Below are 18,220 nucleotides of genomic sequence, written 5' to 3'. Positions count from 1 at the left end.
GGGAGGAGTATTTGTGATGTTGCTGATACGAAAGCTGGCTTTGCTGCTGCTTCTGTCGCTTCCCTGCATTCCGGCGTTCGCGCAGGACTATCCCTCCCGTCCCATCACGATGATCGTCCCCTTCTCGGCCGGCGGCCCCGGTGACGTGATCGCGCGCATTCTCGGCACTGCCATGAGTGCAACGCTCAAGCAGTCGCTTGTCATCGAAAACGTCGTCGGCGCCGGTGGCACCCTCGGCACCAATCGCGTCGCCAAAGCGCCGGCCGATGGCTATACGCTGCTGCTGATGCATGTCGGCCAGGCGACGGCCCCGGCACTCTATGCCAAGCTGCCATTCGATCCGGTCGGCGACTTCTCGATGATCGGGCTCGTCACGGACGTACCGATGATCCTGGTGACGCGGCCGAACTTTCCGGCAAAGGACCTGAAGGAGCTGGTTGCCCGCATCCGCAGCGAGGGCGACAAGATGACGTTCGGTAATGTCGGGCTCGGCTCCGCCTCGCAGCTCTGCGGACTGATGTTCATGGGCACGACCGACACCAAGCTGACGCCGGTCTATTACAAGGGCGGCGGGCCGGCGCTGAACGACGTCATCGCCGGCCAGATCGATGTCTATTGCGATCCTGCAACCGGACCGACGCCGCACATCCAGTCAGGCACGATCAAGGGTTATGCGATCACGAGCAAGCAGCGCATTTCGACATTGCCCGATGTGCCGACGGCGGCCGAGGCCGGCTTTCCCGCATTCGACGTCACGACCTGGTACGGGCTCTATGCGCCCCGCGGCACGCCGAAACCCGTCATCGCCGCGCTGGTCGCTGCCCTACAGACTGCCCTCAAAGATCCGGCACTGGTCAGCCGCTTTGCCGAACTCAGCATGGTGCCCGTCGAGCAAGACCGCGCGAATCCCGAGGCGCTCGAAGCGTTCCTGAAGGCGGAAATCGAGAAATGGGGACGCATTATCAAGGCCGCGGGAATTGAGCCGCAGTAGGACTCAATTGGGGCTAGCGGGAGCGCTACCGCCTTTCCCGACAGACTCTTCTTGTTCTACGTGGCGAAGCCGATTTCCCTGATTGCCTGAGCAGCAATGTCCGCAGGCTCTCTAATGCCAGTCTGTGCGACCTCGATGATTTTCCTGGCGAGTAGTTCAGCCAACGGGTCGCCTCGGTCAACGATGCCGATGCTGCGCAGTGCGTGCTCATAAGCAGTGGTCAAGCGCGCGATGTCCTCCGGCCCCATTGGCATGTTTTGCAGCAGGCGATAGATGGGCATCGGCGTCCCCTTTTGCTTGCGGTCAATCATAGGGGACTTGCGGCTGGCTCGCTATCGGCCTTCTGTACAGTACTGAACAGACATTGCCAGTTTTTCCCGCTATTATTGGGGTGCCAGATGGTACCCACTACCTGTCTGGCTATTTGAAATGTGAATACCTCGGTGGCCTCGGCGCATCACTCGCGCTGGGGCCATTTTTATGCGTCGCCCTCCTACCAGCAAATTCCGCTCGGTAGCAAAGGAAGCCAATATGGGTACAGCCATTGCGTCCGACGATCGACCTGCAAATAACTTTTGTTGTAGCGAGGAAAGATCGTCTGGTGCTGTGATTTTGGCGTGGCCCTTTGTGGGTGAAGGGCCGGCCTCCAGGAGTCCCGGCTTCGACGCCCCGGAGCTGGGACTCTTGATGCAATCAGCCGAACGGGCCGCTTCGACCATCAGCAGCGGTTCGGCACAACCGGTCAGCGCACCCCCTGGGCAGAGATTGCCGGATTGAGGACAGAGGGCCGGCTGTCAATGAATCGATAACTGCCCAGCGCGAGCACCGCAGTAAACAGCAACGCGATTGAGGCCGTAGCGATTTGTGTCGGCATTTGTCCCTCTATGCAGAGCCGAGCGCAGCAAGTAGCAAGCAAACATAGACGGCTGTAATGCCCAGACCGAAAATCCTGGCTTCCCGACGCCCGTCCATTTGACCCTCCAGTTCGCTGCCACCTGCATGAAAACCAGAAAATCCATTCCATGTTCCAATCGGGAATATGCGGCAATTATTGTTATTGCTCCGCAGCAAAGCGCTGCACAGAACAAAGTTGGCAATCAAATAATACGGGAACAAATGGCAAAACGGGAGCATTCCTCCATGTGGGCAATTATGGAGGAGAGACGCGAATGCCAGTATTCATCATGTGGGCCGTTCCTGCCGTAATCGTGCTGGGCGGCGTCAGCTATTACTTAATTCGCGTAGTTCACTGACCGATGTTGAATGCGGCCGGAGGCCGCCCTGATGGGTGCTGTGGAGCGGCCTCTTGCCCCTTTAGCAGGGCGGTTCGACGTCTTCGTCGCGAGCAATAGTTGGCAAATAGATCAGCGGCGTTCTGCGTTAGCCTGATACTTCCGTGTAGGTCCAAGCCTCGGACGCCCAATTGTTACGTTTTCGGAGTCATCACCTTCTGAACGATCTTCCAGGCCCCATCGACCTTTAAGCATGACAGCATGTCCGTGAAGTAACGGGGCGGAACCTGCAATTTCAACTTCAGGAGCGCGAGCTCTCTTTCGACGTCTATTGACACGATCTGGTCGTCGCGCTCGAAGCCCTGCTCTTTCGGAGCTGTCAGGTTGCGGACCGCTGCGAGCCACGCGGCAATCGGCGTCACGGCCACGTTGCCGTCGTCACCGACCTTTGTGACGGAACACGAGGGATGGAATATGGATGCAAATTTCTCAGCATCCATTTCATAGGCCGCGTCGAAATAGGTCTGCGCCAGCGAGCGCAAGGCGTGAAGATCGGTGTCCATCAGTCATCCTCCAAAAACCGTTACAACGGACCGACTCGCGCGGCCCCTGGCGTGTCGAGCGCCTAAGCGCCCGGAATGTGCCGAACGGGGCCTCACGCTCCTCGTTGGCCGAACCTAGGGCCAGGCGGCTTATGATGATAGATCTGTTGAATGGGATAGAGTCATGAACGATATTCATAAATCATGGGAAACGAATTGAACGAACTGACGGCCTTTGCAGCCGTCGCGAGTGAACGAAGCTTTACGCGGGCTGCAGTAAAGCTCGGTGTGTCACAGTCTGCCCTCAGCCACACGATCCGACGACTTGAGCAAAGACTCGAGCTGCAGCTTCTTGCTCGAACAACCAAGAGCGTCGCGCCAACCGCTGCAGGCGCAGCTCTTTTGAAGGACTTGTCTCCCGCGCTTGAGCAAATCGATCTTGCGCTGGACAAGGCTCGCAGTGTTCGTCGCCGGCCTGCCGGGCGCCTTCGCATTGTCATGTCGCGATCGGCCGCGGTGATGGTATTGATGCCAAGGCTGAGGGCATTCGCCGAGGCCTATCCTGACATCGTTCTCGACGTTGTCACGGTCACCGGCCCCGTAGACCTCGTTGCGGGCGAGTTCGATGCCGGTATTCAGCTCGGCGAGTACATTCAAAAGGATATGATCGCCGTGCGTGTCACGCCGGAATTGCGACTGGCCGTGGTGGGATCGCCTCGTTATTTCGCATCACGACGGATGCCGCAAAAGCCAAAGGATCTCAGGGATCATCGATGCATAACGCTGCGTCTTCCCAGCGGCCCATATCGATGGGAGTTCGAGCAAGGACGAAAGTCGGTCACAATCGGCGTGAATGGCCCACTCATCATCGACGATACGCACCTGGTGATCCAGGCGGCGCTCGCGGGAGCTGGCCTCGGACTGGCATGTGAAGATCAGGTCGCTGAGCACATTGCGAAACGCCGGCTTATCCGCGTCCTGGAGGACTGGACGCCGCCTATCCCCGGCTTCTTCATGTACTATCCCAGTCGTCGGCACCAACCTGCTGCGCTGTCTACACTTGTCAACGCGCTGCGGCTCTCTGAACAATAGTCTGCGCGCGACCGCTGCCGACGCACTTAGCTTCCGCGGACGACCTCCCTCCCAGGCGCGAGAGGGAGCGTGAGCCTGGCGCTACAGCTGCGTCAGCAATTCCTCGATCCGGATCGGGAAACGGCGGACACGCACGCCGGTCGCGTGCCAGACCGCATTGGCGACCGCGCCGGCGCTGCCGGTGATACCGATCTCACCGACGCCCTTGATGCCGAGCGCGTTGACGTGCGGATCGTGCTCCTCGACGGTCAGCACGTCGAGTTCGGGCACGTCGGCGTTCACCGGGACATGATATTCGGCAAGGTTGGCATTCATGATCCGGCCGCCGCGACGATCGATGATCGCCTCCTCATGCAGCGCAAACGACTGGCCCCAGATCATGCCGCCGAACAACTGGCTCCTCACCAGATGCGGATTGATGATGCGCCCCGCGGCGAACGCGCCGACCATGCGTGAAACGCGGATCTGGCCCAGTTCAGGATCGACCTTGACCTCGGCAAATACGGCGCCATGCGCATGCATCGCGTACTCCGCCTGCGCCGCCGGGTTTGGGCCACCCATGCCACGCGCCTCGATCTCGGTAAGGCCCGCGCGAGCGAGGATGTCGGGATAGGCCTCACTACGGGTATCATCGTCGCGGCGGAATAGCCTTCCATCGCGCGCGATCACACCGGCATTGCCGGCCCCGAACAATGGCGAGCGTTCATCTGATGTCGCGAGATCGGCGAGCCTGGCAATCACGGCCGCGCCGGCATTGTGGACTGCATTGCCCGCTGTCGCGGTGTGCGCCGAGCCGCCGGCGATGCCGCCATCTGGCAGATCTGATGTGCCGGACCTGAATTCGACGCGATCGACGTCGAGACCGAGACCATCGGCCGCGATCTGGGCGAGCGCCGTCCAGGCGCCCTGCCCCATGTCGTGCGCGCCGATTTCCATCACGCCGGAGCCGTCGCGGCGGATCACCGCACGGGCTTCAGCCTGGAACATCATCGCCGGGAATGTCGCGGTGCCGAGGCCCCAGCCGACCAGCAAACCCGCCTCATCGCGCATCTGCCGTGGCGCGAGCGGCCGCTTCGCCCAGCCGAAGCGCGCGGCGCCCTGCTCATAGCAAGCCCGCAGTGCCTTGGAGGAGAACGGCCTGCCGGTGATCGGCTCGACCTCGGCGTAGTTCTTCAGACGGAATGCGAGCGGATCGATGCCGCAGGCTGCAGCCATCTCGTCGATCGTGCTCTCCAGCGCAATCGATCCGGTCGCCTCCCCAGGCGCGCGCATGAACAGGGGAGTGCCGGTATCGACCCGTACCGCATCATGCGCGGTGCGGATCGCGGGGCTGGCGTAGAGCGTGTGGGACGCACCGGCCGCCGGCTCGTAGAAGTCGTCATAGCGGCTCGACACCGTCCGGGCATGATGGTCGATCGCGGTGAGACGTCCTTCGCCGTCGGCGCCCATCCGCAGCCGCTGCCTTGTCGGCGCGCGATGGCCCACCGGGCCGTACATCTGCTCGCGGCGGAGCACGAGCTTGACCGGCTTGCCGACCAGCTTCGCCGCCATGACGCCAAGAATCTGCGGACCGGTCAAAAATCCCTTCGAGCCGAAGCCGCCGCCGAGGAACGGGCTGCGGATGAGGATATTTTCCGGCGCGATGCCGAACAGCTCGGCGACACGCGCGCGCGCCATCACCATCGCCTGGCTCGGCGTATCGACCACGAGCCTGTCGACGTCCCAGGCCGCGACGACCGCGTGCGGCTCCATCGCGTTGTGATATTGTGGTGGCGTCTCATAGGTCGCCTCGACCGTCTTCGACGCCGCAGCAAGCCCTGCTTCGATATCCCCATGCAGGTGCTCGGCAGGATTGCCGACGCCGACGACGGGCGGCACGAAAGCCTCGCCGGCGTCCAGACCGACACGGGCCGGCAGCGCCTCGTAACGCGGCGCCAGCAGGGCCGCGCCTTCGGTGGCGGCTTCCAGCGTTTCTGCGATCACCACCGCGATCGGCTGGTTGGCATAGCGTACCTCGTCGCTCTGCAGCACCTCCATGCGGAACACGAACGGATTGGTCTTGATGTCGGGATCGGTCGCCAGCGGCGGCTTGTTCGCCGTCGTCATGACGTCGACCACGCCCGGATGGGCTTTCGCCGCCGCCACATCGAGCGACGTGACGCGGCCGCGGGCGATGCTGGCAACGGCAATCACGGCGTAGAGCATATCAGCCAAATGACGATCGGCGGCGTAGCCGGCCTGTCCCTTGACCTTCAAAATGCCGTCGCGGCGGGTCAGCGGCTGGCCGATGCTCGAACCATGCCGCATGTGCGTGGGAGTCTGCGTCGGATTGATCTCAAGCATGCAATGCTCCGGAATTCGATGCGAAGACGGACGCCGGCAGCGCGGGTATGCGCGCGGGCGTCCCGGTTGCGGCAAGGCTCAGCGCCCGCACGATCACACGGCGCGCCAGCTCGATCTTGAAGGCGTTGTCGCCGGACGGCGTTGCCTCGGCGAGAGCTGACCGGGCGGCCTCGCGGAAATTGGCTGCATCCGGCGTAGCTCCCTTCAGCACCTGCTCCGCCGCACGGGCGCGCCATGGCTTTGCCGCGACGCCGCCGAGCGCCAGCCGCGCCTCGGCGATCCTGCCGTTCTCGATCTGCAGCGCGGCGGCAGTCGATACCACGGCGAAGGCGTAGGAGGTGCGCTCGCGGACCTTGAGATAGCGGGCATGCGCGGCAAAATTCCGCGACGCCGGCGGCAGCCGCACCGCGACGATCAGATCGCCGGGCGCGAGCACGTTGTCGCGCTCGGGCGCGTCGCCCGGCAGGCGGTACAACTCGTCGAGCGGCAGCTCGCGGCGGCCGTTCTTGCCTTCGATCTCGACGACGGCATCGAGCGCAACCAGCGGCACGCAAAAATCGGAAGGGTGCGTGGCGATGCAGCTCGCGCTCCAGCCGAGCACGGCGTGCAGCCGGTTCTCGCCGCCCTGGGCATCGCAGCCGCTTCCCGCCTCGCGCTTGTTGCAGCGGCTGGCGGTGTCGTAGAAATAGGCGCAGCGCGTCCGCTGCAGCAGATTGCCGCCGACCGTCGCGGCATTGCGCAGTTGCGCCGAGGCGCCTGACAGCAAGGCTTCCGCCACCGCCGGGTAGGCCGTTGCGAACTCGGTGTCGTGCGCGAGGCCCGCATTGGAGACCAGCGCACCGATGCGGACGCCGCCGCCGGGCAAATGCTCGATGCGGTCCAGTCCTGGAAGATGGGTGACATCGACCAGGCGATCCGGACGGCTGACGCCGGCCTTCATGAGATCGAGCAGGTTGGTGCCGGCGGCAAGATAGGCGGCACCCGGCTGGCTCGCGGCCGCAACGGCTTCAGCCAGCGTCGCGGGCTTCACATAATCGAACATTTTCATGCGGAGCGCCTCCGGCCTGCTTCGGTCTGGCTCGCCTGCGCTTCCAGCACGGCATCGACGATGCCGGCATAGGCGCCGCAGCGGCAGAGATTGCCGCTCATGCCTTCACGGATCCGCTCGGGATCGTTGCCGGCCTGGCCCTCGCTCATCAGCCCGATCGCGCTCATGATCTGGCCCGGCGTGCAGAAGCCGCACTGAAAGCCGTCGCAGGCGATGAAAGCGGCCTGCACCGGATGCAGCTGATCCCCGCGGGCAATGCCTTCGATCGTGACGATCTCGGCGCCGGCATGGCTGATGGCGAGCGCGAGGCACGAATTGATGCGCTTGCCGTCGACGAGGATGGTGCAGGCGCCGCATTGGCAGCGGTCGCATCCCTTCTTGGTTCCGGTGAGTTGGAGGCGCTCACGCAGGAGATCGAGCAGCGTGACGCGCGGATCGTTCAATTCGATCTCGCGCCGCGCACCGTTCACGGTGAGGCTGATGGAGTGGGTCATCGAGAGCTCCGATCAGATATGGTCATGGGTCATCGCTGCGCGCCACGGCGTGGCCGCCATCGATTTCACGCGGCTCGACGATGGATCGAGCCGATAGCCGAGCGGATATACGGAGGCACCCTCCGTTTAACAAGGGGCACCTAAAAAGATTTCAGAATTCGTCAAAAGAGCATGTGCAAACAACGCGATGCAGCCATGACCGGGTTCAATCTAACCGGATCGTGATCTACATTCGGGGGTATGGACGATCAGGCCGACAAGATCCGAAAACCTCGCGCGGACGGCGTGCGCAATCGCGAGCGCGTGCTCGAAGCGGCGAAGGCCGTATTCAGCGCCGGTGGGCCGGAGGCGAGCCTGGAAGCGGTGGCGAAGCGCGCCGGCGTCGGGATCGGCACGCTCTACCGACACTTCCCGACACGTGAGGCTTTGTTTGAGGCGGTCTACCGGCGCGAGGTGGAGCAGCTCAGCGAACTCGCCGAGCTATTGAAGAGCGCAAAGGACCCGGTCGAAGCGCTGCGCCGCTGGCTGCATTCCAATGTCGAGTTCGTCGCAACCAAGAAGGGCATGTTGGCCGCGCTGGCGCTTGCCGTGCAGAACCAGTCCGAGCTGCACGCGTTTTCGCTCGACCGTTTGACGAAGGCCGTCGGCCTGTTGCTCGACCGTGCGGTCGCCGCCGGGAAATTGCGTGCCGACATCAGCCCGGACGACCTGCTGCGGGCGCTGATCGGCATGTGCTACATGCACGACCAGCCCGGCTGGCAGGCAACCGCCCTGCGGCTGCTCGACGTGTTCATCGACGGGCTTCGGATCCAGCCGAAAGCGAAAACGGCACCCACCGCCGGGAAGCCGCCGACCAGCAAGCGAGCAACGAAGCGCGTGAACAGACGCTGATCGTCAGGATCAGCCTCAGCTGCAAAGCCGCAGCGGCTGAAAGCGACGATCTCCGACGTCGGCGGCGTGCACTGGTTCGCAATCCCGAGCCTGCCCTAGCAAGATCAGGCATGTCCGACGTAGGTATCGACGGCTGTCAAGAACCGATGCCGCTCTTCTTCGGTGATGAAAGCGGCCTCAAATCCGTTGCGGACCACGCGGACAATGTCTTCCTGCGAGAGCTGCAATGCCCGCTGACACTCAATCAAATTTTCACTGACATATCCGTCGAAGTATGGCGGGTCGTCGGAGTTGACCGTAGCCAGCAGGCCCGCATCCATCATTGCCCGCAGCGGATGATCGCGCAGCGAGCGTACTACATTTAGTCTCAGGTTTGAGAGTGGACAAACGGTGAGCGCAATTCGGCGGTGGGCAAGCTCCCTCGCCAAGCCGTGATCGGCCAAACAGGAATTACCGTGATCGATGCGGTCGACCTCCAGCAGTTCGACGGCTTCCCGGACGTAGGACGCCTCTCCCGCGTGAATCGTGGTTCGGAACCCTCTGCCACGGCATTCGCGGAAGAAGCTTTTGAACTTCGACGGCGGATTACCGATCTCCGCGCCACCCATCCCGATCGCAAGTATGCGATCCGACCAAGGCATTACCTGATCGAGCAGTTCCAACGCATCGCCCTCCGTCCTGTGACGGTGCGCGCTGACCATTAGACCGGAACTGATTCCACGCTCACGTTTGGCATCGTCCATCGCCCGCAGGACGCCATTCATGACGCAATCGATCGAAACTCCTCGACTGGTAAAGCTTTGCGGGCCCATGAACAGTTCGGCCCGAACGATCCCGTGCTCATGGGCCTTTCTCAGATAGGCTGCGGTCACATCGTAGAAGTCCACTTCATGCATGAGCACACGGCAACCCTCGAAATAGAGATCGAGGAACGACTGCAGGTCCGAGAAACGGTAAGCGGCTCGTAGCGCTTCCGGCGTTTCCCAGCGAAGCTTGACACCATTTCGTCTAGCCAATGCGAACATCAGCTCCGGCTCCAGGCTGCCTTCGATGTGCATGTGCAGCTCGGTTTTCGGCATTCCCCGAATGAAAGCACTCATCTCCGTCATAAGGATTCCCTTTATGGTCGTGAAGAGGGATACGCCAAAACTAGGCGGCCTTGACGCGATCAAGGCTCTCGATCAGGTCAGCGCGGATATCGTCATAATCCTCGAGGCCGATCGACAATCTTATCAAACTATCCGTGAATCCATGCTCGAAGCGTTCTTCGGGGGAATAGGTAGCGTGCGTCATACTGGCGGGATGCTGTACCAGTGTCTCCGCGTCCCCGAGACTTACCGCACGCGTCGCCAGACTGACCGCATTCATAAATGCGCGGGCCGCCGGCAGACCGCCCTTCAGTTCGAGAGCGATCATTCCTCCCATATTCCGCATTTGGCGCCTCGCCACGTGGTATTGCGGATGGGACACCAGGCCCGGGTAGTAAACCTTGGCCACTGCGGCATGCGCTTCGATATCGCGGGCTATCCTGGCCGCCGTCGTGCCGTGCCTTTCCATCCGAAGGTTGAGAGTTTTCAATCCGCGCAGCACAAGGAAGGCATCGAATGCCGAAATGCACGCGCCATTCATCTCCTTGATCCCGACGAAGCGGAATTGGTCGACGAGTTCCTTGCGCGCGACGATCAGACCGGCGAGAAGATCGCCATGTCCGCCAAGGTACTTCGTCGCCGAATGGACCACGAGAACGCCCCGAGCGTGATCGGCTTCTGCAGATAGGGCGTGCAGTAGGTATTGTCGATCAGGAGTAAAGCGCCGGCCTTGCGACAGCGATCCGCAAGCTCGGCAATGTCCACAACGCGCATGTTGGGGTTCGAGGGCGTTTCGGCGACAACCAACCGCGTGCGCGGCGTGATCGCCTGGTCGAATCCGGATGGATTTGTGAGATCTGCGAAGCGTGTCTTGATGCCAAACCTTTGGATCTCGTGGCTCAGGAGCGCGAACGTGCACCCATAAAGCGTCTTGTCCGCGATCACCTCATCGCCGGAACGCAACAGAGTCCACAGCACAGCGGTCATCGCACCCATGCCTGAAGAGGTCGCAAGGGCGCACTGACCTTCTTCGAGCGCTGCGATTCGCGCCTCCAGAATGCTGACCGTAGGGTTGCCGACCCGGCTGTAGATGTATCCTTCGTTCTCGCCCGCGAACGTTTCGCTGCCGGTCGACGCGATCGAACGCATATGTCGACGTGAGAAAAACGGGTGGATTGAGCGAGCCATGGTAAGCGAGCGGGTTGTACCCGTGATGGATGGCGGTCGTGGCGAAACCGAATTTTCGATCGTTTTTCATGGCCACAATCTAGCGAGAAAGCGAGCGCCAATTATGCTAAACTTCGTCTCGTAACCCCTCAAAGTTGGTGCAAACCGCTAATAGGTAGATAAAAAATGAGCAAACCAGCCAAACAGTCTCAAATCAACTCTTTGGCGAAATTGGATGCGATTGACCTGAAGATACTCGGCGAACTGCAGTTCGACGCGAGGCTGCCGAACCAAACTCTGGCCGATCGCGTCGGCCTGTCACCCTCGCCCTGTTCGCGGCGAGTGCGGATGCTCGAAAGCGAAGGTGTCATTGAAGGCTACCAAACGGTCTTGAACCGCACCGCCGTCGGGTTGGGACTGACTGTCTTCGCGGGTATCAAAATGGAAAAGCACGCAGATGCGCCGAAGGAGCGGTTTATCCAGACCATCCTTAAAATGCCGGAAGTGGTCGCTTGCCACCTGATCTCCGGCGACGTCGATTTTCTGGTCGAGATCGTCGTGCCGGACATGACGACCTACGAATCCGTGGTGCTCCGGCGTTTTCTAAGCCTCCCCGAAGTGCGCGACATCCGAACGAGCTTCGCGATGAAAAGCTTCAAACTGTCCGGCGCTTTGCCCTTGCGCCAACGCTGAGGTTAGCAACTTCGTGCGCACTCATTGGCGGCTGCAACATGTTGACGGATATCGAAAATGTCCGCTCATCCAGGACGACCGAAAGTAAAGATCCGAAAACCTCGCGCGGACGGCGTGCGCAATCGCGAGCGCGTGCTCGAAGCGGCGAAGGCCGTATTCAGCGCCGGTGGGCCGGAGGCGAGCCTGGAAGCGGTGGCGAAGCGCGCCGGCGTCGGCATCGGCACGCTCTACCGACACTTCCCGACACGTGAGGCTTTGTTTGAGTCGGTCTACCGGCGCGAGGTGGAGCAACTCGGCGAACTCGCCGAGCTATTGAAGGGCGCAAAGGACCCGGTCGAAGCGCTGCGCCGCTGGCTGCATTCCAATGTCGAGTTCGTCGCAACCAAGAAGGGCATGTTGGCCGCGCTGGCGCTTGCCGTGCAGAACCAGTCCGAGCTGCACGCGTTTTCGCTCGACCGTTGACGAAGGCCGTCGGCCTGCTGCTCGACCGTGCGGTCGCCGCCGGGAAATTGCGTGCCGACATCAGCCCGGACGACCTGCTGCGGGCGCTGATCGGCATGTGCTACATGCACGACCAGCCGGGCTGGCAGGCAACCGCCCGGCGGCTGCTCGACGTGTTCATCGACGGGCTTCGGATCCAGCCGAAAGCGAAAACGGCACCCGCCGCCGCGAAGCCGCCGGCCAGCAAGCAAGCAACAAAACGTGCGACGAAACGCTGACCATCATGCAGCTGCATTGATGCAGTAGCCGGGGGCGAAGAGTTAGCGCACGCCCAGTGCAGGCGGTGCGCGAGGGATCTCCTACGGTCTGGACATGGAACTGCGCATTGAGCAAGTGCGGAACTGCCGTGAAGTCAAACGGCCGCTCGCAAGCCCGTTCCAGTTGTTCAGTTCAATGCGATCAAGGGAACCAAGCTACTCTCCATGCGTAGCACCGCAGGCAGCACAACCTGAGGGCATCGCATGGACACACGGACGATAGAGCGGAGCCCTTCCCCCGACAGGCCCCGGTTGCTGCCGACGCGATCTGAGCAGCAGCCGCAGCCCAAGGATCATCAGGCGAACAGCGGCGCGCAGGACAAGGCGCAGCCACCCGCTTCCCTGCGCGATCGACTTCGCGCGCACTGGCTTCTAGCGTCCGTCGTGACGTGCCTGTTGCTGGTTGCCGTCAGCGGAGGAACTATCTACTGGCTCAGCATTCGCAATTACGAAATCACCGACGACGCCTTCATCGCTGCACGGAGCTTCTCAGTTGCGCCGAAGGTCGGCGGTTATGTCACGGACGTGCCGGTCACCGACAACCAGCATGTCAATGCCGGCGACCTCTTGGCCCGGATCGACGATCGCGACTACGTCATCGCGGTCAGCCAAGCCAAGGCGCAGGTCGCGGTCGCGGAAGCCAATATCGACAACGTCCAAGCCCAGATCGAAAGCCAACATCAGCAGATTGATCAGGCAAAGGCGCAGTTGGAGCAGGCCGAGGCTCAGCTCAAATTCGCAGATCAGGAAGAAGCTCGCGCCAAGGATCTGGTCGATAAAGGCGCCGGCACCGTCCAGCGTGAGCAGCAGACGCGTTCGGATCTGCAGTCACAGCAGGCCAACACCTCGCGGGCAAAGGCGGCAATGATTGCTGCTGAGCTCGGCATCAAGACGCTCGGGGCGCAGCTTGAAAGCGCGCGCGCCGGGCGGCAGCAGGCGCAGGCCCAGCTCGATCAGGCCAATCTCAATCTGCAGTACACGCGCATCACAGCCGACCAGGCCGGGCGCGTTGTCAAGCTGTCCGGTGCCGTCGGGACTCTCGCTACCGCGGGCCAGGCGCTGATGATGTTGGTTCCGGACGATATCTGGATCGTCGCGAACTACAAGGAGACGCAGCTCAGATATATGCGGCCCGGCCAGCCGGTCGAATTCACCATCGATGCTTATGCGGGCCGGACATTGACTGGCCGCGTGGCATCGATCCAGCCTGGATCGGGCACCGCCTTCAGCCTGCTGCCGGCGGAAAATGCGACTGGCAATTTCGTCAAGGTCGTGCAGCGCGTGCCGGTGAAGATTGTGGTCGACCATTGGCCTGCCGACGTGCCGGTCGGACCGGGCATGTCGGTCGTGCCGTGGACCAGAGTGATTGGACCAAAGTGAAATGACCAGCACGACCGACAGCGCGCGGGGCAGCGGCTGGTCACCGGAGCGGTCCGCCGCCGGTGGACACAATCCCTATCTCATAGCCTTTGTTGTTTCGATCGCGACCTTCATGGAAGTGCTCGATACGACTATTGCCAATGTCTCGCTGCGCTATATCGCCGGAGGACTCGCGGTCGGGCTCGATGAAAGTACCTACGTTATTACCAGCTATCTTGTCGCCAATGCGGTCGTGCTGTCGATTTCCGGCTGGCTGGCGACGGTCATCGGGCGCAAGCGCTTCTACATGATCTGCGTCGCCGTCTTCGCTTTTGCGTCGCTGCTGTGCGGATTTGCCTGGAATCTCGAGGCGCTGGTGCTCTTCCGCATCCTACAGGGTCTCGGTGGCGGCGGCATGGCCACCAGTGAGCAGGCAATCCTCGCCGATTCCTTTCCGCCCGAAAAGCGCGGCCAGGCCTTTGCGATCTACGGCATCGCAGTCGTGGTCGCGCCTGTGGTCGGCCCGACCCTCGGCGGTTGGATCAGCGATACCTATTCCTGGCACTGGATATTCCTGATCAATGTGCCCATGGGATTGCTCTCGCTTTTTCTGGTTGGAACGCTGGTCAGTGAACCGTCCGGCGCGGAAGAGGAACGGCAAAGACTGCTCAGCAGGGGATTGCGCGTCGACTATGTCGGGTTTGCGCTCGTTGCGATTGGATTGGGCTCGCTCGAGTTCGTGATGGACGAGGGTCAGCGCAACGACTGGTTCGGATCGAACATGATTGTCGGGTTCGCGCTCGCGGCGGGCTTCTGCCTGGTCGCGCTGGTGTTCTGGGAATTGACGCGCGAGGATCCGATCATCGATATCCGCCTGCTGGGACAGCGGCAGTTCGGCGCCTGCTTCCTGGCCATGCTCGGCACTGGTGCGATCGTCATTGCGACCACGCAGATCCTGCCGCAATTCCTGCAGACCGAGCTGGGCTACACGGCGATGCTTGCCGGACTGGTGCTGTCGCCGGGTGGGCTCGTCACCATGGTGATGATGCCGATCACCGGCTGGTTGATCGGCTGGGTGCAGCCGAAATATCTGATTGCCGCAGGATCGGCGATCGCGGCGCTGTCGATGTGGCATCTCACCGGGATCACGGGCGACATCACCTACGGCTATGCCGCGATGTCACGTATTTATCTGGCGATTGGGCTGCCGCTGCTGTTCCTGCCAATCACGACCGCATCCTATGACGGCATCCCGCCGCACAAGACAAACCAGGCCTCCGCGCTGATCAACGTCGCGCGCAACCTCGGCGGCTCGATGGGTGTCGCGCTGGTGCAGACCGTTCTCGCCCAGCGCCAGCAATTCCATCAAACCCGCCTGGTCGAGCATGTTGCCCCTTCCGACATCGCCTATCAGCAAACGATCGATGCAATGACGCGCTACTTTCAGGCGCAAGGCTCCAGCGCCTCTGAAGCGGCGTCGCAAGCCATCGCCTGGGTGGGACAAACGCTGCAAAAGCAGGTCGATCTGCTCGCCTTTGCGGACGTGTTTTGGACCCTTGCGATGATCGGCGCCATCATGATCCCCATGGCGCTGACGCTCCGATCGATCGATTTGAAGGCGCCTGCGCGAGGTCACTAGTCTCCCGAGCTCGAAGTCGGCGCTACCAAAGCGGGATCGATATCTCGTGGGCATGCCTCAAGCGTGCGAAATCGCGGGAGATCGCATATCGGCGCAGGCAATGGAAGCTTTGGTAGCGGGGGTCCGCTACATCGCGATACCCACTAGTTCGGGAGCCCTGTTTTCTTATCGGCGGGCAGCGAAGCCGGCCCAGCGAGCAATTTGATAGTCTGGCGAAACCGCCTTTTGTTAGGCCGCAGCCGCCGGGCGACCGGCCTGCAGCCACGCATAAGTCTCGTCGAGTGCGCGTCGGGCGCGCGCATACATCTCGCCGATCTCAGCCTTGGTGATGATCATCGGCGGGCAGAAGTTTATCGTGTCTCCGAGCGCACGCGTGATCAGACCGTGCTTGAGGGCCCGTTCTCCGACGTGAGCCGCAACGCCCCAGGACGGATCGAAAACCTCCTTCGAATCCTTGTTGCTAACCAGCTCGAGCGCCCCGATGAGTCCGACGCCACGGGCGTTGCCGACTAACGGATGATCTGCGAAGGACTTAAGACCCGACTGGAACTCGCCCATGATCGAGCGGACGTGGTTCACGATGTCTCGTTCTTGATAGATTTTGAGAGTCTCCAGCGCCACTGCCGTGGCGACAGGATGACCGCCATAGGTGAAGCCGTGCCCCAGCGTTCCTATCCTTCCGCTTGCGTCACGAACCGCTGAATAGACCTTTTCATTGATCATCACGACAGCGATCGGCTGATAGGCCGCCGAGAGCTGCTTCGCCATCGTGATGACATCCGGCTTGAGACCGAAAGTCTCACATCCGAACATGTTGCCGGTTCTTCCGAACCCGCAGATGACCTCGTCCGCGATCAACAGGATCTCATACTTGCGCAAGATTGCCTGAATCTTTTCATAGTAGGTCGGCGGCGGCACGATGCATCCACCCGATGCCATCAACGGTTCCGCGAAGAATGCCGCAACCGTGTCTGGACCTTCCCTCTGGATCAGTTGCTCAAGCGCATCGGCGCAGCGCGTGGCGAAAGTCTCTTCGTCTTCGCCGGGATTTGCGTATCGGTAGTGAAGTGGGCACTCGGTGTGCAGGACGCGGTCGATCGGAAGATCGAAATCCCGATGATTATTGACGAGACCCGTGAGGCTCGCCGACGCAATCGTCACGCCGTGGTAAGCGCGCATACGGGAGATGATCTTCTTCTTGGCCGGCCTGCCGATGGAATTGTGGTAGTACCACGCGAGCTTGATCGCCGTATCGTTTGCTTCTGACCCGGAATTGACGAAGAACACTTTGCTCATCGGCACTGGCGAGAGATCGACCAGCCGCTCGGCCAACTCGACCGCCGTATCGTGTGATTTGCCGCCGAAGCTGTGATAAAACGGCAATTTCTGCATCTGGCGATACGCAGCGTCCATCAGCCGCTGCTCGCTGAAGCCAAGCGAAGCGCAGAATAAGCCGGCGAGCCCCTCGATGTAGCGATTGCCTTCGTTGTCGATGACGTAGATCCCGTCTCCGCGTTCGATCATCATCGGACCCACTTTTTCATGGGCAACCGCATTGGTGTAGGGATGCAGCACTCGCGCAACGTCGCGCGCCTCGATCGAATTGGGACGAATGCTCACTCTGCTCTCCTAATCCGCGGCCCGCTGGGCCCGCTCGTACACCATATTGGCAAGCACATCCGCGCCCGCTTTGGCGTGACCCGGCTCGCACCACTCGAATTCGCTGTGCGATATGCCGTCGCGGCAGGGCACGAAGATCAGCGCTGTAGGACACACCACATGCATGTTGAGCGCATCATGCGCAGTCCATGTCGGCAGCCGCATCGAAGTGAAGCCGAGTTGGCTGGCGACCTGTTCGGTCAGCTCGACGAGTTCGCTCGGGAAATCGAAGCGGTGACGCTGCGGATTGCGCGAGAATGACATGCTCAGTCGATGCTCCTGCCCAACCTTTTCGACCAACTGCTCGATGCTGGCTAGAATGTCGTCGCGCCCGCCCGCTTCGGCGTGCACCGCCAAAAACTGGACGACGGCCTTGTGCGGGATATTGATGCGATTGTTCGGCCAGATATCGATGACCGTCGCACTGACCATCCCATGCGGCTCCTGGGCCATGCCGATTTCTTCGATTTCCTGAACTATCTTCGCGGCGCCAACCAAAGCATTGCGCCGTTTCGACATCCGGGTGGTCTGAGAGTGACCGTTCTCGCCAAGAATCTCGATGATGCCGCCGCCCTGATAGGAGGTGTGCGTCACTGCCCCGATCTGGATGCCGGCGGCCTCGAGAACCGGCCCTTGCTCGATATGTAGTTCGACGTAGCTGTCTACGGGACGCTGTCCCACCTCCGCCTCGCCCGCATATCCGATGCGCTTGAGCTCGTCGCCCATCAAGATGCCCGCCCGGTCGCGGGTGGCGAGCAGAGTCTCCAGCGTCGTTCGGCCTGCAAACAGGTTCGAGCCGACCACCCCGGGCGGAAAACGTGCACCTTCCTCATTCGTCCAGTTCACAACCTCGATCGGGCGACGAGTCCGAGCGCCGGCGCGGTCGAGCGTTCGCACGACTTCCAAACCCGCCAAGACACCCAGGACGCCATCGAACTTCCCGCCGGGCGCTTGCGTGTCGAGGTGACTGCCCATCATGACCGGCGGCAGATTGTCGTCTATGCCGCTCCGGCGCGCAAAGACATTGCCGATCTTGTCGATCGTGACGGTCAGCCCCGCCTCTTTCGCCCAATGCACGAACAGATTGCGTCCATCGCGATCGGCGTCCGATAGCGCCGTTCGATACGAGCCGCCGTTCGCGGTCGCGCCGATGGCCGCCATCGTCATCAGATCCGACCATAGGCGCTCGCCGTCCACTCTGATCATCTTTCGCTTCCTGGACAA

Annotated in this window: 14 protein-coding genes and 2 pseudogenes; 7 read left to right on the top strand and 9 right to left on the bottom strand. The window is 61.6% G+C overall.

Annotated features, from left to right (window positions below; translation table 11 throughout):
- Positions 1-13: 13 nt before the first annotated feature.
- Positions 14-991 carry a tripartite tricarboxylate transporter substrate-binding protein gene (locus QA643_RS07120; RefSeq protein WP_283032479.1) on the top strand — a complete coding sequence of 326 codons (978 nt, stop codon included), beginning with the start codon at positions 14-16 and terminating at the stop codon, positions 989-991.
- A gap of 56 nt (positions 992-1,047) precedes the next feature.
- On the opposite strand, the gene QA643_RS07115 is transcribed toward QA643_RS07120, so the two are convergent.
- Positions 1,048-1,302 (bottom strand): hypothetical protein, encoded by a 255-nt coding sequence (locus tag QA643_RS07115; protein ID WP_283032478.1) that lies wholly within the window; start codon positions 1,300-1,302, stop codon positions 1,048-1,050.
- Positions 1,303-2,417: 1,115 nt separating this feature from the next.
- Positions 2,418-2,786, bottom strand: a complete 369-nt coding sequence (locus QA643_RS07110) for a nuclear transport factor 2 family protein (RefSeq protein WP_283032477.1) — start codon at positions 2,784-2,786, stop codon at positions 2,418-2,420.
- A gap of 183 nt (positions 2,787-2,969) precedes the next feature.
- On the opposite strand from QA643_RS07110, the gene QA643_RS07105 reads away from it, so the two are divergent.
- Positions 2,970-3,857, top strand: coding sequence for a LysR substrate-binding domain-containing protein (locus QA643_RS07105; RefSeq protein WP_283032476.1), 888 nt, complete (start codon positions 2,970-2,972; stop codon positions 3,855-3,857).
- An 81-nt stretch (positions 3,858-3,938) separates the two neighbouring features.
- Here QA643_RS07105 and QA643_RS07100 read toward each other — a convergent pair whose 3' ends face one another.
- Genes QA643_RS07100 through QA643_RS07090 form a run of 3 tightly spaced genes read right to left on the bottom strand, consistent with a single transcriptional unit; the run spans position 3,939 to position 7,742 of the window.
- Positions 3,939-6,200 (bottom strand): xanthine dehydrogenase family protein molybdopterin-binding subunit, encoded by a 2,262-nt coding sequence (locus QA643_RS07100; RefSeq protein ID WP_283032475.1) that lies wholly within the window; start codon positions 6,198-6,200, stop codon positions 3,939-3,941.
- Positions 6,193-7,248 (bottom strand): xanthine dehydrogenase family protein subunit M, encoded by a 1,056-nt coding sequence (locus QA643_RS07095; RefSeq protein WP_283032474.1) that lies wholly within the window; start codon positions 7,246-7,248, stop codon positions 6,193-6,195. Before QA643_RS07095 ends, QA643_RS07100 begins: the two co-directional genes overlap by 8 nt.
- Positions 7,245-7,742, bottom strand: a complete 498-nt coding sequence (locus tag QA643_RS07090) for a (2Fe-2S)-binding protein (RefSeq protein ID WP_283032473.1) — start codon at positions 7,740-7,742, stop codon at positions 7,245-7,247. The genes QA643_RS07095 and QA643_RS07090 overlap by 4 nt, the downstream gene beginning before the upstream one ends.
- A gap of 240 nt (positions 7,743-7,982) precedes the next feature.
- Between QA643_RS07090 and QA643_RS07085 the strand changes: the two genes are divergently transcribed.
- Positions 7,983-8,633 carry a TetR/AcrR family transcriptional regulator gene (locus tag QA643_RS07085; RefSeq protein ID WP_283032472.1) on the top strand — a complete coding sequence of 217 codons (651 nt, stop codon included), beginning with the start codon at positions 7,983-7,985 and terminating at the stop codon, positions 8,631-8,633.
- 104 nt (positions 8,634-8,737) lie between these two features.
- Here QA643_RS07085 and QA643_RS07080 read toward each other — a convergent pair whose 3' ends face one another.
- Both QA643_RS07080 and QA643_RS07075 read right to left on the bottom strand, forming a co-directional pair.
- Entirely contained in the window at positions 8,738-9,742 is a 1,005-nt protein-coding gene (locus QA643_RS07080) for an adenosine deaminase (RefSeq protein WP_283032471.1), read from the bottom strand.
- A gap of 40 nt (positions 9,743-9,782) precedes the next feature.
- Positions 9,783-10,870: pseudogene (locus tag QA643_RS07075) on the bottom strand (aminotransferase class I/II-fold pyridoxal phosphate-dependent enzyme).
- Positions 10,871-11,074: 204 nt separating this feature from the next.
- Here QA643_RS07075 and QA643_RS07070 point away from each other — a divergent pair.
- The 4 genes and pseudogenes from QA643_RS07070 to QA643_RS07055 all read left to right on the top strand — a co-directional run bounded on the left by QA643_RS07070 (position 11,075) and on the right by QA643_RS07055 (position 15,337).
- Positions 11,075-11,581: an Lrp/AsnC family transcriptional regulator gene (locus tag QA643_RS07070; protein ID WP_283032470.1), complete on the top strand. Its 507-nt coding sequence runs from the start codon at positions 11,075-11,077 to the stop codon at positions 11,579-11,581.
- A 57-nt stretch (positions 11,582-11,638) separates the two neighbouring features.
- Positions 11,639-12,300: pseudogene (locus tag QA643_RS07065) on the top strand (TetR/AcrR family transcriptional regulator).
- Between the two features lie 243 nt (positions 12,301-12,543).
- On the top strand, positions 12,544-13,719 hold the full coding sequence (locus QA643_RS07060; protein WP_283032469.1) for an HlyD family secretion protein: 1,176 nt from the start codon (positions 12,544-12,546) through the stop codon (positions 13,717-13,719).
- Between the two features lies 1 nt (position 13,720).
- The gene (locus QA643_RS07055; RefSeq protein WP_283032468.1) at positions 13,721-15,337 is read left to right on the top strand and encodes a DHA2 family efflux MFS transporter permease subunit; all 1,617 of its coding nucleotides are present in this window, start codon (positions 13,721-13,723) and stop codon (positions 15,335-15,337) included.
- A 228-nt stretch (positions 15,338-15,565) separates the two neighbouring features.
- Here the strand turns inward: QA643_RS07055 and QA643_RS07050 are convergent, their stop codons facing one another.
- Positions 15,566-16,957, bottom strand: a complete 1,392-nt coding sequence (locus tag QA643_RS07050; protein ID WP_283032467.1) for an aspartate aminotransferase family protein — start codon at positions 16,955-16,957, stop codon at positions 15,566-15,568.
- Between the two features lie 9 nt (positions 16,958-16,966).
- Complete coding sequence (locus tag QA643_RS07045; RefSeq protein ID WP_283032466.1) at positions 16,967-18,202, bottom strand: allantoate amidohydrolase; 1,236 nt, start codon at positions 18,200-18,202, stop codon at positions 16,967-16,969.
- Positions 18,203-18,220 lie beyond the last annotated feature (18 nt).

Origin of the sequence: Bradyrhizobium sp. CB3481, from assembly GCF_029714305.1 — a bacterium.
Classification (GTDB): domain Bacteria; phylum Pseudomonadota; class Alphaproteobacteria; order Rhizobiales; family Xanthobacteraceae; genus Bradyrhizobium.
This window is presented reverse-complemented; position numbering and strand designations above follow the sequence as displayed.

Coding starts and splice junctions, on each gene's coding strand:
- QA643_RS07090 (WP_283032473.1), bottom strand. CDS start 7,742: ATGACCCACTCCATCAGCCTCACCGTGAACGGTGCGCGGCGCGAGATC.
- QA643_RS07055 (WP_283032468.1), top strand. CDS start 13,721: ATGACCAGCACGACCGACAGCGCGCGGGGCAGCGGCTGGTCACCGGAG.
- QA643_RS07115 (WP_283032478.1), bottom strand. CDS start 1,302: ATGATTGACCGCAAGCAAAAGGGGACGCCGATGCCCATCTATCGCCTG.
- QA643_RS07045 (WP_283032466.1), bottom strand. CDS start 18,202: ATGATCAGAGTGGACGGCGAGCGCCTATGGTCGGATCTGATGACGATG.
- QA643_RS07080 (WP_283032471.1), bottom strand. CDS start 9,742: ATGACGGAGATGAGTGCTTTCATTCGGGGAATGCCGAAAACCGAGCTG.
- QA643_RS07060 (WP_283032469.1), top strand. CDS start 12,544: ATGGACACACGGACGATAGAGCGGAGCCCTTCCCCCGACAGGCCCCGG.
- QA643_RS07105 (WP_283032476.1), top strand. CDS start 2,970: ATGGGAAACGAATTGAACGAACTGACGGCCTTTGCAGCCGTCGCGAGT.
- QA643_RS07070 (WP_283032470.1), top strand. CDS start 11,075: ATGAGCAAACCAGCCAAACAGTCTCAAATCAACTCTTTGGCGAAATTG.
- QA643_RS07095 (WP_283032474.1), bottom strand. CDS start 7,248: ATGAAAATGTTCGATTATGTGAAGCCCGCGACGCTGGCTGAAGCCGTT.
- QA643_RS07085 (WP_283032472.1), top strand. CDS start 7,983: ATGGACGATCAGGCCGACAAGATCCGAAAACCTCGCGCGGACGGCGTG.
- QA643_RS07110 (WP_283032477.1), bottom strand. CDS start 2,786: ATGGACACCGATCTTCACGCCTTGCGCTCGCTGGCGCAGACCTATTTC.
- QA643_RS07100 (WP_283032475.1), bottom strand. CDS start 6,200: ATGCTTGAGATCAATCCGACGCAGACTCCCACGCACATGCGGCATGGT.